The organism is Candidatus Nanopelagicales bacterium (genome assembly GCA_041393815.1).
Classification (GTDB): Bacteria; Actinomycetota; Actinomycetes; order S36-B12; family JAWKJK01; genus JAWKJK01.
In genome coordinates this window covers 13,724-27,555 of sequence record JAWKJK010000001.1, presented here as the reverse complement: position 1 = coordinate 27,555, position 13,832 = coordinate 13,724, and the positions used below count along the sequence as shown (strand labels likewise).

The 13,832-nt window shown below is 75.8% G+C and carries 5 protein-coding genes; 3 read left to right on the top strand and 2 right to left on the bottom strand.

Translation table 11 applies throughout. The features are described from left to right. Positions 1 to 38: 38 nt before the first annotated feature. Positions 39 to 3,185, bottom strand: a complete 3,147-nt coding sequence (locus tag R2737_00100) for a hypothetical protein (GenBank protein MEZ5114637.1) — start codon at positions 3,183 to 3,185, stop codon at positions 39 to 41. Then, positions 3,182 to 10,321 (bottom strand): hypothetical protein, encoded by a 7,140-nt coding sequence (locus tag R2737_00095; GenBank protein ID MEZ5114636.1) that lies wholly within the window; start codon positions 10,319 to 10,321, stop codon positions 3,182 to 3,184. Before R2737_00095 ends, R2737_00100 begins: the two co-directional genes overlap by 4 nt. Before the next feature lie 281 nt (positions 10,322 to 10,602). Here R2737_00095 and R2737_00090 point away from each other — a divergent pair, with 281 nt between their 5' ends. The 3 genes from R2737_00090 to R2737_00080 all read left to right on the top strand — a co-directional run bounded on the left by R2737_00090 (position 10,603) and on the right by R2737_00080 (position 13,748). Continuing rightward, positions 10,603 to 11,505, top strand: a complete 903-nt coding sequence (locus R2737_00090) for a hypothetical protein (GenBank protein MEZ5114635.1) — start codon at positions 10,603 to 10,605, stop codon at positions 11,503 to 11,505. A 324-nt stretch (positions 11,506 to 11,829) separates the two neighbouring features. Beyond that, positions 11,830 to 12,771, top strand: coding sequence for a WYL domain-containing protein (locus tag R2737_00085; GenBank protein ID MEZ5114634.1), 942 nt, complete (start codon positions 11,830 to 11,832; stop codon positions 12,769 to 12,771). Next, positions 12,768 to 13,748 (top strand): WYL domain-containing protein, encoded by a 981-nt coding sequence (locus R2737_00080; GenBank protein MEZ5114633.1) that lies wholly within the window; start codon positions 12,768 to 12,770, stop codon positions 13,746 to 13,748. The genes R2737_00085 and R2737_00080 overlap by 4 nt, the downstream gene beginning before the upstream one ends. Positions 13,749 to 13,832: the final 84 nt, after the last annotated feature.

Below are 13,832 nucleotides of genomic sequence, written 5' to 3'. Positions count from 1 at the left end.
CCCGGACCTCCGTTCCGACCGGGCCGATCTGACCCGGGTCACACCGTGGCGACCACCACCCGGGCGCTGCGCCGCCCGATCGGGTCGCGCACCTCGGCGAGGTACTCCGTGCCGGTCGGGACCCCCGCGGTGGTGTCGACCATCCGCAGGCTGCCGTCGGGCTGCCGCAGGGCCGCCACCGGGAAGCTGCCGACCGCGTCGTACCCGGCGGGTGCGGCCGCGGTCGCCGGGCTGCGCCGGTAGACGTCGACGACGTACGCACCCGCCGGCCCGCCGTCGAGGCTGTCGGCGCTGGTGAAGGTGACCGCGACCCCGCCGGCATCGGCGTTGGCCGTCCCGGCGACGAGGTCCTGCGGCGCGGGAGGGACCACCTGCCACGACACCGGCGCGCTCGCCGCGCTCCACGCCCCGGGCACGGTGCTGCCCGGCTCGGGGGCGCCCTGGACCTCCGCCCGCCAGGTGTAGCGCGACCACGGGGCCAGCCGCAGGCCCGGGTCCCAGGGCGTGGCCCCGGCGTCGACGAGCGTGGCGGGGAACGCCGCCGGCGCGTCGGTGGCGACCACCGGCATGGCCAGCGCGTCCGCGCCGCTGACCCGGCTGCGCCGCAGCCGGACCGCCACCGGCGCCGTCTGGCCCGCGGGGACCGACACCGTCAGCCGCACCGAGCCGGGGTCGGCGTCGTCGGGTGCGGCGGTGAGCGTCGGCTGCGGCGGGGGCGCGCTGTTGGGCACCCCCCGGACCAGCAGGGTCGACGCGCCGAAGTCGGCCTCACCGCCGTACTCCGGGAGCGGGGTCAGGGCGAGCACCGACACCGGGACCACCTTGAGCAGGACCAGCACGTCCAGCGAGCCGGACACCTCGTACTCGTACGACAGGGACCCCGCGGCGGTCGCGAGCAGCGGGGCGCGGGTCAGCAGCTCGAAGCAGGTCCGGTCGAACAGCGCGGCGTGGTCCCGGAGCACGGCCGCGCGGTCCGGCGCCGTCGTGGCGGCCGCCAGTGCGGACCTGGCCGCGGCCGCACCGGGTGCGCCCGACGCCACCAGCGAGTCCAGGCGTCGCCGCAGCGTCGTCTCGTCGCTGGCGTACACCCGGTAGGCCGTTCCGCTCGACACGGGCCACGACACCCGGATCCGACTGCGTCCCAACGCATCCGGGCGGGACGCGTACTCCAGGGTGTTCGGCAGTGCCAGCACCGCCGGCCCGCGCGGATCCACCGCGACGGCCCTGGTCGGCGGGCTGTCCGCGGACCGAGCGCCGGCCATGTCCACCCAGAACCCGGTCGCGGTGACCAGGCGCCGTTCGGCCGGCGCCAACGGGGGCACCGGGATGGACACCACCACCGGGGGCGCCTCGGCGTCGTCCGGCGCCGGTCCGCGGACCGCGGGCGCGGTCCCGGACACCGGCCCGCCGGCTCCCACCTCGGCCTGCACGACCAGGTGGTCCAGCGGGGAGGACCCCGGCGGCAGGTCGGGGTCGCGCGGCTGCATGCAGGTGACCCGCAGCGTCCCCGGCTGCCCGGGCGAGGCCGGGTCGAGGTAGCTCGCCTCGAGGACCGGCACCGGGACCGGCGGTCGGACGCCGGCGGCGACGCTCACCGAGGCCCACGGGCTCCACCGGCCGAACCAGTCCGCCTGCGCCACCCGGTAGTCCGTGGCCGGCGGCGGCGCCGCCCGGTCGTGCACCTCCCCCTGGCCGGACGCCGACGCTGCCGCGGCCGGCCCCACGTCGGTCAGCACTCCGGGCACCACGGGGACCGCGCGGTCCGGGGCGCCGGCCCCGAACAGCTCCGGCAGCCGCGGGTTCAGGCCGTCCAGCCACGGGGTCTCTCGGGCCACCGCGACCGAGGCACCCGGAACCAGGCCCGACAGCGGCAGCACCACGTGGCGGCGGGCCGAGGGCGGCACCTCGGGCACCCAGCCGAGGTCCTCCGGTGTCCCGACGGTCGGTCGGGGGACCGCGCTCGGCGACGCCCCGATCACCACCACGGCGACGGTCCACAGGTCCGCGAACGGTCCCTCCTTCTCGTCGCGGACGATGCCGGGCAGCGGCAGCGGGAAGTCGGTGGGGTCGTCCGGACCCCCGCGCAGGACGGTGCGGAACATCCGCCCCAGCGCCGCCCGCCGCGCGGTGAACGCGCCCCGCACCAGGTACGCCACCAGGTCGCCCGGCGCGCCCGGGGGCGCCTCGTCCAGGTCGACCAGGCCCAGCAGCCGGCCCTGGCCGGGGTCGAGCGCGGCCTGCAGGGTCCCGGCCAGCGGCGGCACCCGCAGCGAGGCCGCCCCGACCTTGGTGCCGGCCAGGGTCTCCGGCGGCATCAGCAGCTCGTCCGGCGGGGCGGACAGGTCGTCGACGCACGCCACCAGCTGCCGCTCGAGCCGCTCGGCCCACAGCGTCTCGACCCGGTCCCACTCCTCCCCGGGCCCGACCGGCGGGCAGGACGGCGGGTCCGCCGCCCCGGGCTCGTCGTGCAGCCCGAGCCGCTGCGGCGCACCGCGCGTCACCCGCTCCTTGGCCCGGCCCCACGCGTCGGGGAAGCCGGCATAGCGAGCCCCGCCCTCCACCGGCAGGTCCAGGAAGCACCACGGCTCGGCGCCGTGCTCCGGCTTGAGGTCGCCGGCGCGCAGCAGCCGGACCCCGAGGACCCGGCCCCAGCCGGTGACGACGAGCCGGTCCATCCCGGTGGCGGCGACGGCGTACGGCTCCCCCTCCGCGCTCGCGACGACCGCCGGCCCGAGCAGGCTGGCGACCACCGCGTCGACCCGCAGCCCGCGGCGGGTCACCGGCCACCGCACCGGCGTCCGCGGCCGGCCGACCACGGGCTCGAGGTCGACTGGCCACCGCACCGGCCCGCGCCCGGGCCGCTGGTCCGGCTCGACCACGACCTGCGCGTACACGACCGGGTTCCCCGGCTGGGACGGCAGCCAGGCCGTGGCCGGGCCGACCGCACCGGCGTCGAACGGGACGGCCAGCGGGGCGCCGGCGGCGTCGGTCCACACCACGTCCGCCGGCCGCAGCAGTCGCTCGGCCCGGCCGAGCAGCCTGCGCTCCACCAGCATCGGGGCGACCGGCAGCCCGATCCGGGTGCTGGGCAGCACCCGCAGGTGTACGCCGGGCCGCAGGTGCGGGTCGGCGTCGGCGAAGACGGCCGCGGCCGTCAGGGCCCAGGCGGGGGCGAGGCGGGTCACGGCTGCTCCCTCCGGATGGTGCGCGGGCCCCCGAGCAGCTGCGCCGCCCCGGAGCGGGTGCGCCCGCGCAGACCGTCGGTCAGCGTCACCGACAGCGCATCGTCCGGGCCGACCACCACGGGCATGGCCGGCGCGAGCAGTACTCGGGTGCCGCTGCCGGTGCTGCGGACCACGGACAGGGCGGCGGCACCGGCGGTGGCCGTCACGGCCACCCGCCCGGACCGCGCGATCGGCTCCGGCGCCTCGAGCAGGACCCCGGCCAGGGCCCAGTCGCCGCGGCCGGCGCCCGGGTCGGGCGGTACCCAGATCGTGGTCGTCCGGGGAGTGGGCGACAGCGGCCACGGTTCGACCCCCAGCGCGGACAGCGCGGTGTCGAGGGCCTGGTCGTCGAAGGGCGCTGCGGGCAGCGCCGGCCACTGCCGGTCCAGGAGCACGTCCTGCGGCGCGACCGCGGTGGTCCGCCCCACCGGGAGCCCCACGGCGTCGAGGAGCCCGTCGATGTCGCGGTAGGCCGAGGTGCGGAAGTGCCAGCGCTGGACGACGACGTCCGCGCCGCCGGCGCGCGGGTGCGCGACCAGGAGCAGGTCGTACGCCTTCAGCGGCTCCAGCGGAGCGTCGACCTCGACCGCGGTCCCGCCCAGGGACGTCGGCGGCAGCGGGCAGGGCACGTCGGCCAGGACCTCCAGCACCCGTCGCTCGACCGGCATGAGGACGCCGTCCTCGACCCAGGCGGTCATCCGGACGTCGCGCACCAGGTCCGGCGGGTGCGTGCCCGGCGGCACGGCACCCGGGTCGACGTCGGTGGGACGCACCTCCACGCGGGTGTCGAACCCGTACCCGTCCAACAGCTTCGGCAGGTAGTCGACGCTGAAGGTGACCCGGATCGGGTCGTCCAGCAGGTGCGGCAGCGGTCCCGCCGGCTGGCCGCCGGTGACGTAGCGGGCGACCCCTCGGGGGTCGAACCGCCCCTCGCCGATGAGGTCGACCGGCGGCGGAGGTGCGGGGAGGCTGGCGAGGGCCGCGGTCCGGAACACGAACACCTCGTCGGTCCCGTCGACCCACGCTCCGTCCGCCGGAGGCCCGGGCTGCGGGGAGGAGTCCGACCGCTCCCAGCCCTGCCACTGCCAGGACACGGTGAGCCGGTACTCGGTGTCCGGTCGCAGCAGGGTGCGCTCGGGCGCACCGAGCACGGCCTCCAGCGGCAGGTTCACCAGCCCGGAGAGACCGCCGGCACCGGTGGCCGTCGCGGTCGCGCGGACCTGGCCGGGCGCGCCGGTGGCATGCGCGAGCAGCCCGGCCTGCACCCCGCGGCGCTGCAACTCCGCCTGGTGCACCGCGACCGCGTCGCGCCACCGGACCCCGCAGGAGCCGACCACGGTGACGCTGCGGCCGGGCACGGCGGGAACGCGGAAGCCGACCCAGGGTCCCGGCATCGGCGCGTCGTAGCGCACGGTGGAGCAGCGGCGCCCGCGCTCGACCGACGCCTTCCAGGCCACCTCCTCGCCGGAGGGCAGCAGGCCGACCACGGCCGGAGGCGCACCGGCCTCCCGGCCCGGCGCCCACGACAGCAGCCCGGACAAGTCCGACAGCGGGTCGTCGCTGCCGGCGCACACCTGCGCGAGGCCTCCCTCACCCTCCCCGAACACCTCCAGCGCGACGATCCCGGCGGCGGACAGGGTCAGTGACCCATCGCCGATGGCACCGTCAGAGGCCACCTCGGCCCCGGTCGGGTCGAACGCCAGGACCTTCCACTCCTGGCCGCTGACCACGCGGACCGTGACCTCGTCCACCGCGTCCGGGAGCTCCACCCGAAGCCCGGTCGACACCAGCAGCAGCGCCCAGCGGCCGTCCCCGTCGAAGTCCACCGCCTGCAGCGGGCGGTCGGCCAGGTCGCGTACGACCACCCCGTCGCGCTCCAGCTCGGTGCCGTGGCGACGGGCCAATCCGCGCAGGGTGTCGGGGTCGACGTCGGCGAAGTCGACGCAGTCGCCCGTACCGATGTCCTCAGGACGTTCCTTCTCGACCACGGGCACGCGGCAGACCTCGAGCACCAGGCTCGGCTCGTGCAGCGGGCCCTCGTACGCCCCCACCGCCGGGAGCGAGCCGAGCTGCTGGCCGCCGCGGACCAGACCGGCCAGCCGCCAGCCGGTGCCACGGGTGGGCCCGGTGGCCAGCGCCACCGGGTGGTCCAGGGGCGCGAGGTGACCGGGGTCGGCCACGACTCCGGCGGAGGCGGCCGCGGCGACCAGGTCCACCCAGGGCGCGTCGCCGGGCTGGCGCAGCCGCAGGCGCTGGGGGCCGTCGGGTCCCGGCGGGTCGGCCGGGTCCTGCGACAGCAGCGCCTGTCCGGCACCGGCCGGGCGACCGGATTCGCCTGTGACGCAGACGGTCTCGACCGTACGCACCGGGTCGCACACGTCCCCGACGACGGGGCCGGGGTCGCCGGGGGATCCGTCCGGCTCGGTGAGCGGGAGCAGGCCGGTCCAGGGCTGCCAGGACAGCAGTGCCAGGTCCCGCGGCTCGCTGCCGCTGGCGGACAGCCACGGCGGCTTGGCCGGGTCGCGTACGCCCGGCCACCACCAGACGGAGTCGAACTGCGTCCCCGCCGGCGGGGACAGCGGCGGACCGCTCTGCGGCTCCAACCGGACCCCGGTGAGGCGGAAGGCGTACTGGACGTCCCGCGACCCGCTCCACACCGGGCCGGGCATCGGCTGACCCACCGCGAAGTCGCCAGCGCTGACGCCGACCGCGACGGTGTGCGCGAAGTGGATGACGGGGACGGTGTCGGTCCACACCACGGGTACCTGCTCGCCCGGGCGAGCGGCCTTGTCGGTGGCGTGCCCGCGACGGGCCACCAGGTCGGCCCCGGCGACCGGGCTCTTCGGGGTGGGGGTGGGGCCGAGGGTCGCGGTGACGTCGATCGACACGCAGCCGGAGATCGAGAAGAAGAAGCAGTCGACCTCCCCGCAGAACTCCCCGTGCAGGTCGGTGCGGTGGCCGTCGGTCTTCAGGGTGAGCTCGCCGCGCGCGGACACGCTGAGGACGACCAGGTCGAGCTCGCCGCGCACCCAGATGCCGGCCGCCAGGAACAGCGGGTCGGTGCCGAAGCCCGCCAGGACCGTGGCGGACGCGGTCAGCCGGATCGGTCCGGCGGACCAGTCGATCTCCCAGCCCGCGCCGAAGCCGACCGCGAACCCGCCGAACACGAAGTCCGCGTTGCCCTGCAGGCCGGGGGACAGCCCGTTGCCGTGGACCAGGACGAAGGCCCACACCCGGACGTCGAGTACGTCGGGCAGCAGGGTGAGGGTCACCGGCGCGCCGGCCCGGCCGGGCTGGCCGTCGGTGCCGACGTGGACGAAGAAGTCGGTCGGCGGCGAGTAGGGGAACCAGGCCGCGACCGGGACGTCGAGGACGAGGACCCCGGGGATCTCGTAGTGACCGCGCAGCGCGATGGTGACCGCGTGCTCGTCGATGACGACGAGCCCGATGATGGACAGGCCGTAGCCGGGTCGCGGGACGACGTCGCTCGGGACCGGTGCGGTCTCGCGCATGATGTCCGCGATGACGCCGAGGATCACGGCCGGTCGCGGGAACTCCACGGTGAGCATGCCGAGGGCGTGGAACGTGAAGCCGAGGTCGGGCGCGGTGCCGATGACCGCGCCGAGGCCGAGCGCGTACTGCCCGGCCTGCGGGGTGTACTTGGGGTACGGCTTGGCCAGCCAGCCGAGCTCCCGCTCCACCGGGTCCGGGTTGCCCGCGTCGACCGCTCGGCGCCCGTTGCTGACGAACCGGCCGATGACGCCGAACAGCCCGAGGCCGGAGTTCGCGAACGGGATGGGCGCGGGGAACCGCACGCCCACGGTCAGCTCCACGTGGCCCTGGTCCCCCATGGCGAGGTCCGCGAGCACCCCGATCTTGAGCGGGATGAGGTCCACCTGCAGGCCCGCGTGGATGACGTGGTCGCTCACGTCCAGCGCTCCCTCGCCCACGAGGGTCGCGGGGATGTTGACGCCGGCCCGGAGGCCGCGCAGCTCGACCCCCTGGATCCCGCTGGGGCCGAAGACGACCCGCACGGTGGCGTTGCTGAGCGTCACCACGCCGAGGTCGAGCGACAGCGCCAGGTCGACCTCGAGCCAGGAACTCTGCGCCCCGGAGCGCGCGCCCGTCACCCGCAGGAGGTCGTCCAGCGGGGCTCCGAGCTGCCAACTGCCCGGGTCCACGACCTCGGGCACCGACTGGTTCACGACCAGTCCCACGCCGTCCCACCAGTCGGCGGCCGCCGTGTCGACCTCGACGCCCACGCCCTTGTAGCGCAGCTTCATCGGCTTGTCCGGACGGGTGGAGACGTGCAGCGGCAGCCCGGCGCCGGCGACGTCGACGCTGAGCGACACCGTGTAGTCCACGGTGAGCCGGGTGCGGCTGCCGCTGCCCGACGGGCCCCGCTCGAGGTGGTCGATGGTGATGCCGGTGACGACGGTCTTGCTGCCGTCGCGCAGCAGTGTCCCGGCGGCGGCACCCAGCGCCGCGATCAGGGCACCGACGAGTGCGGCGTCCCCGCCGTGCGGGTTGTCGGCGGCGCCGACGACGGCCGGGGCCAGCCCGAGGGACGCGGCCAGCGTCCGGTCGGTGATCTGCGCGATGCCCGTCGGGGTCCCGGTGACATCGATGCTCAGGGTGAAGTCGTCCGAGCCGGCAGCCGCGTCGTGGGCCCAGCGGCCGCGCAGCGTCCACACCGGGGGCGTCCCCGGCGGGGCGTCGTCGGGGCGGGTGAGCTCTGCGGTGCGGTTGCCGGGGAGTCGCACCGCCGTCCCCGGCCACTGCACGATCGCCTCGGCGCGGATCGGAACCGCGTCGCCGAGTCCGCGTGCAGCGGGGTCGTTCCACTCCACCTCGATCCGCACCCGGTACTGCGGCCGTCCGCGCGGGACGCTGGGCACGGGTGCGCCGCTGACCGTGGTCGGGTCATCACCGGGGACCAGCGCCCGCAGCCGGACCGGGTCGAGGGTGTTGCCGTCCTGCGCGGGCGGCTCGGCCGACGCCGTGGGCGTGACGTCGTACGCGTAGATGTCGCAGCGCCGCAACGGCTTGCGATGGTCGTCGTCACGCGGATAGGGCCGGTCCCACGACTGGTAGTTCGTGGTCGAACGGGCCACCCAGGACACCGCGGACGCCTCGGGCGGGAGGGCACCGGTCGGCGGCGCCCCGATCCACCCGGACTGCTCTCCCCGCAGGGCGATGGCCGACTCGGGCACACCGGCGTCCCGCAGCAGATCTCGGCCCGCCTTGGCCCGGTCCACCGCGAGGTCGCGGTTGTACGTGTCGCTGGTCGCGGTGATCGGCACCTTGGCACTGAGGTCGTCGCAGCGGCCGACGACCGCGAACTTCGCGCCTGCGCCCAGGCTGGACACCCAGGCGGCGAGCCGGTCGAGGGTGCGCGTCCGGTCGCCGAGCCAGAACGACGTCGCGGGGCTGAGCTCGTCGGAGTCGTACACGAAGCGGACGTGGGCGCGGGTCTCGACGGGGTCGGTGCCGGGCGCCGGGGGTGCGGTCGAGCCGGGGTCGACCGCGTCGGTGACGACCTCGGCCAGCTCTCCCTGCGGCACGGTCACGGAGCCGCCGGAGACCGTCGCCGCCGGCTCGCTGCGGGACAATCGGCCGTCGAGGTACCAGGCGCCGAGGGCGTACGTCCCCACCACGTCGAGAACCGCGACCGGCGTGCTGACCCCACCGGCCGCGCTGAACACACCGGTACGGCTGCCCACGAGCACCGGCGCCGGACCGCCCGGGGGCGTGCCGGGCGAGCTCACGTCGACCCGGATGCGGCGCACCGTGAACCCGCTCTGGCGCAGCTCCAGCACGTGGCTGCCGACGTCCGCGCCCGCGGGCAACGAGGTGGTGTCGGCGGAGTCCTCGGCCCCGCCGTCCCAGCGCCAGGCGAAGGTCCCCGGCCCGGCACTGCGGCGGAAGACCACCGCCGCCAGGTCGGCCGATCGCCCCCGGACGCTGGTCACATTGGCCCACGACAAGGCACCGAGGGCGGCGTCGACGGTGGGCGCTCCGGCCCAGGTCCCGGTGAAGGCGCAGGTCGTGGGGGCGCCCTCGTCCACGCGCACGCTGAGGACGTCGCCCGGAAGCACGTCGAACCCGTCGGGGTCGGTGGCCCCGCGGGGCAGGGTCCACCTCACCGCGCCGACGGGCGGGGTGGTCAGGCGCGCCCGGACCCGCGCCGGCGGCGGGTGGCTGCCCTGCAGCGCAGCGGACAGCGCGTCGGCCCGCATCGCCGGGTCGGACAGGGTGGACACGGCCAACGGGGTCCACGTCCCGGGCGCGGTCTCCTGCTCGACCACCAGCGCCAGCGGGGTGTCCGCCGCGCCTCCGAACTCCAGCGCGGCGATGCCCTGGACCCCCGCCGGATCGCCGAGGAAGACGTCCTCGACCCCGAGGCTGACGTCGCCGAGCAGGGGCGCGCCCGGTGGCAGGAACAGGGTCGCCCGCTTCAGCGCGATCCCGCGCCAGTCGGGCGCCTGCGGCGGCGGGCTGACGTTGGGCGACTGGTCGTAGGTGATCTCGTGAACGGTCAGGCCGAAGGTCGACGAGCCGAGGAAGAAGCTGGCCGGCTCGAAGTCCATCGTCACGACCGGGCCCTTGGGGCCGAACGGGTCGTTCTCGTCCAGGCGGTCGATCAGGGAGACCTGCGGTGAGGTGCCGGCGGCGGCCGCGATCCGCAGGACGCCCCGACCGACGATCCGGACCTGGCTGCGGCCGGGGTCGTCGACCAGCCGGGAGGCACGGGCCGGCTCCCTGCTCTCGCGCGCGGGGCGCACGCCCGGGACGAGCAGCGTGACCGGGTCAAGGTCGAGGTCCACGGCCCACTCGGCGACGGTCCCGCCCGGGTGGCGGACGGCGACCTGCGCGCGCAGTCCCGACGACAGACCCGGCGCCTGCACCGGCAGCGTGCCGAGCTCGGGCAGCCCGCGGTCGGCCAGCGATCGGACCGTGGCGCGCACCACGGTCACGTCACCGGTGGTCTGCGTGGTCACGTCCTCGACCCCGAGCGCGTCGAGCTGGTCGACCAGCCCGCGGGCCAGAGGATCGTCGATTCCGTTGCTGCGCAACGTATCCAGCAGGCTGGCCATCACGATCCCCCGTACCTGCGAGCGCACGGGTCGGTTCGCGCCACGGTCATGGCGACCACCTCGAGTCCCTCGTCGAAGTGCACTCACGCTCCACCCGTCGACCCGGCGCGTCAAGACCCGGTCACCCGCCAGCAGCACGGCTCGGCCTCTGGACGCCGGGACCCCGCGGTGGAACAGTGACCGCTGGAGGAGCACCGCCGTCGACACCGCGAACCGCGTCCGTGCACGCGGTCGGACGCCGTTGTCCTGCAGCGGTCGGCCGTGCCCGCTCGGGAGGCGTCATGCCACTGAGTTCTCGTCGCTTCGGGGGCAACGCCACCCTGGTCGCGTGCGCCGACGCCGGCTACCGGCTGATGGCGGGGGACACCCACGCCGACGCCGTGTCGCTGGTGCAGCAGTCGCTGGTCGACCTCGGCTACGCGTGCCCTCAGACCGGGCAGTTCGACGCCGGGACCGGTGCCGCCGTCACGGCGTTCAAGACCGATGAGGCACTGGTCCCCAACGACCCTGTCGTGGGGAGCGGGACGATCGGCCGCCTGGACGGCTACTTCGTGTGGGAGCCAACGGATCCGGATGTCCCCGATCCGTCGACCGCGGGTCTGGTGGCGGTCGTCGAGGCCGCGATGGGAACCGCGGTCGGCTGGGCGAACGCCGCGATCGCGAGCCTGAACGCGTGGGCCTCGGGCCAGATCCTGCCGGCAGACCCGCTGTGGGTTGCCCGCGAGGCGCTGCTCACGCGCCACCTCGGGATCGACCCGACCACCCCGGTGGCTCGTCGCGAGGAGGTCCTCGACGAGGTCGCACTGCCGGCCCTGCACGGGGTGGTGCGCGCTCTCGCCCCGCCCTCGCCGTTCCTCGTCATAGCCCCGGTCGACCGCGTCACCTTCGTGCAGGGGCCGGGAGGCGGTGTCTACGCCGGTGCCGCCCTGGCCACTGGTGCCGTGCTGACGGTGACCCCGGCGTTCCGCAACGTGTGGGACCCGGTGGCGCAGGCCGGCGTGGTGCTGCGGGCCGCACTGGCTCCGGCCTACCCGGCCTCCCAGGTGCTGGCCTTCCCGATCAGCATGCGGTACGTCACGCTCGACCCGGCCTCCCGCGCCACCAACCGGATGGGCCTGGTGTCGCTGGCGTACGAGACGGCGACCGCGACGCCCGCACCGTTCCGCCCGATCCCCACGTGGTGAGTCCGGGCGTCACGCCGACCCGGTGACGCGGGCGACCTGCCGGCCGCGGGTGTCCACCCCGTCGCCAGGCTGCCCCGCGAGATCGCAGTAGCGGCGCCCCGGAGCCCCGACTTCCCGCCACCACTGCGATCTTGCGAGGATCTTGGTCAGGCCGTTGTCCCTGGAACTCCTGGAGGCCGTACCGCAGCATCCCGGTGGCACGCGCCGCCTGCGAAGATCCCCGCGAGACACCAGAAGGGGCCCGCCGGGGACCGCGAATCCCGGCCCGTTGTGGTGTCTCGCGGGGATCATGGGTCCAGGCGACGGAGGACGTGAGGGGACGACGTGGCGGCGGCATCGGGACGGGACCAGCGGGCCCCGATGGAACGGCTCACCAGCCTGCTCTTTGTGCTGTCCCGCGCCGACGGCCAGCCGGTGCCGGCGACCCGCCTGCTCGAGGTGGTCCGCTACGGCGCCGAGGCCGAGCAGGACCGGCTGGACCAGCTGCGCCGGGACCTGCGCCAGCTCGAGGAGCTCGGCTGGCTGATCCGCAACGTCGCGGCCCAGGGCGAGGACGCGCGCTACGTCCTCACCGCCGTCGACAATCGGCTGCGGGTGGAGTTCACCCCGCGGCAGCGGGCCGAACTGCTGCGGGCCGCGCGGGCGGCCGAGCTCGCGGACCTCGTCGACGACTTCGTCGAGACGCCAGGGGCACCGGCGGGCGAGGGAGACTTCCAGGCGGTGTCCGCCGCCGCGGGCAGCGAGCAGCTGGAGCTGGCCCGGCGGGCCGCCGCACGGCACTGCCTCATCCGCTTCTCCTACAAGGGGAAGCGGCGGGTGGCACACCCCACGAAGGTCTACTCCACCCAGTCCGGCTGGTACCTCACCGCCCGCGAGGACGACGACACGCAGGACAAGGTGTTCGCCGTGGCGCGGATGCAGGACGTACGCATCGACGCGCCGGGCACCGCGGCCGTCCCCGCGGCCCCACCCGCGCGCCCCCGACTGGACCCGGTCAGCTGGCAAGTGGATCCCCCGGTGGACGCGACCGTCGTCACGGCGCGGCCGTACCGCGACCGGGTGGAGCAGATGCTCGGCCAGGCGACGTACGTGCGGCCGGGAGGCGAGGCGGGCGAGGTCGAGCTCACCATCCCGGTGACGAACCGGGCCGCGTTCCGCTCCCGGCTGTACCAGCTCGGCACCCGGGTCCGGCTCACCGGGCCGCAGTCGCTGCGCGACGAGGTGCGGGCCGACCTGCGCGCCGTGGCCGAGGGAGGGCGGCGATGACCGTCGGCAGGTACGCCCAGCGCTTCGCCCGCATCCCGCGCGCCCTCGACGTGCTGGCCAACCACCCGGACGGCCTGCCGCTGGCCACCCTGGCCCGGGAGCTGGACGTCCCCGAGGACGTGCTGCGCGAGGAGCTGCTGGCCTTCTTCGTCGCGGACGTGGTGTCGCAGACCGTCCTGCTGGACCACCGCAACGTCGCGCTGTCGTTCCTCGGCAGCGACGGGTCCGACGCCGACGTGGCGGCCGCGGAGATCGTGCGGCTGGACTCCGAGGAGCCGCTGGCGGACCTGGGGCTGGAGTACTTCACCGCCACGACCCTCGGACCGCTCCACCGGGCCGCCGCCGAGCTGCTCGCGCTGGAGCCGGCGAACGCCGACCTCGCCGCCGCGGTCGAGACGCTGGAGCGGACCGTCCTCGCCGGCATGGAGGCCGGCACGCCGTACGGATCCATGACCGCCGCGGACCTGCGTGACGCCGCCCGACGACGGCAGCGGGTGGCGCTGGAGTACGAGCGGTTCTGGGTTCCCGGCATCGTCCGGCGGGTGGTCGACCCGTACCGCGTCGTGTCGACCCGGCGCGGCTTCGAGCTGGACGCCGGCCCGCTGGACGAGGAGGGCAGCCCGCGCACCTACCTGGTGTCGCTGATCCGCGGGTACGAGGTCCTCGACGACGACTTCGACCTGCCGGAGGACGTGGACGCTCGGATCGCCGAGCACCGGCGGGAGACCGAGGTGCACCTGGTGGTCCCGCACGACCGTCGGTGGGCCGTGGACATGCTGGCGGAGCGGGTCACGGTCGTGGACTCCGACCGGGACGACCTGGAGCTGCGGGCCCGGCTGCTGCCTCCGGTGCGGGACCGCGTCGGCCTGCTGCAGCTCCTCGCCGGACCGGACGCCATCTGGCTCGAGCCCGCCGACCTCACCGACGCAGGACCCGACCTGGCCGAGGCGCTGCTCACGCACCATGGGCTGGCGTAACCCCGGCGCCCGTACGCGGGCCACGAGCGCGGCGTCGGAGGGGTGCCAGACGGCCCATCCGCGGGCCGCGTCACTACGCCTACC

Coding starts and splice junctions, on each gene's coding strand:
- R2737_00095 (MEZ5114636.1), bottom strand. CDS start 10,321: ATGGCCAGCCTGCTGGATACGTTGCGCAGCAACGGAATCGACGATCCT.
- R2737_00090 (MEZ5114635.1), top strand. CDS start 10,603: ATGCCACTGAGTTCTCGTCGCTTCGGGGGCAACGCCACCCTGGTCGCG.
- R2737_00080 (MEZ5114633.1), top strand. CDS start 12,768: ATGACCGTCGGCAGGTACGCCCAGCGCTTCGCCCGCATCCCGCGCGCC.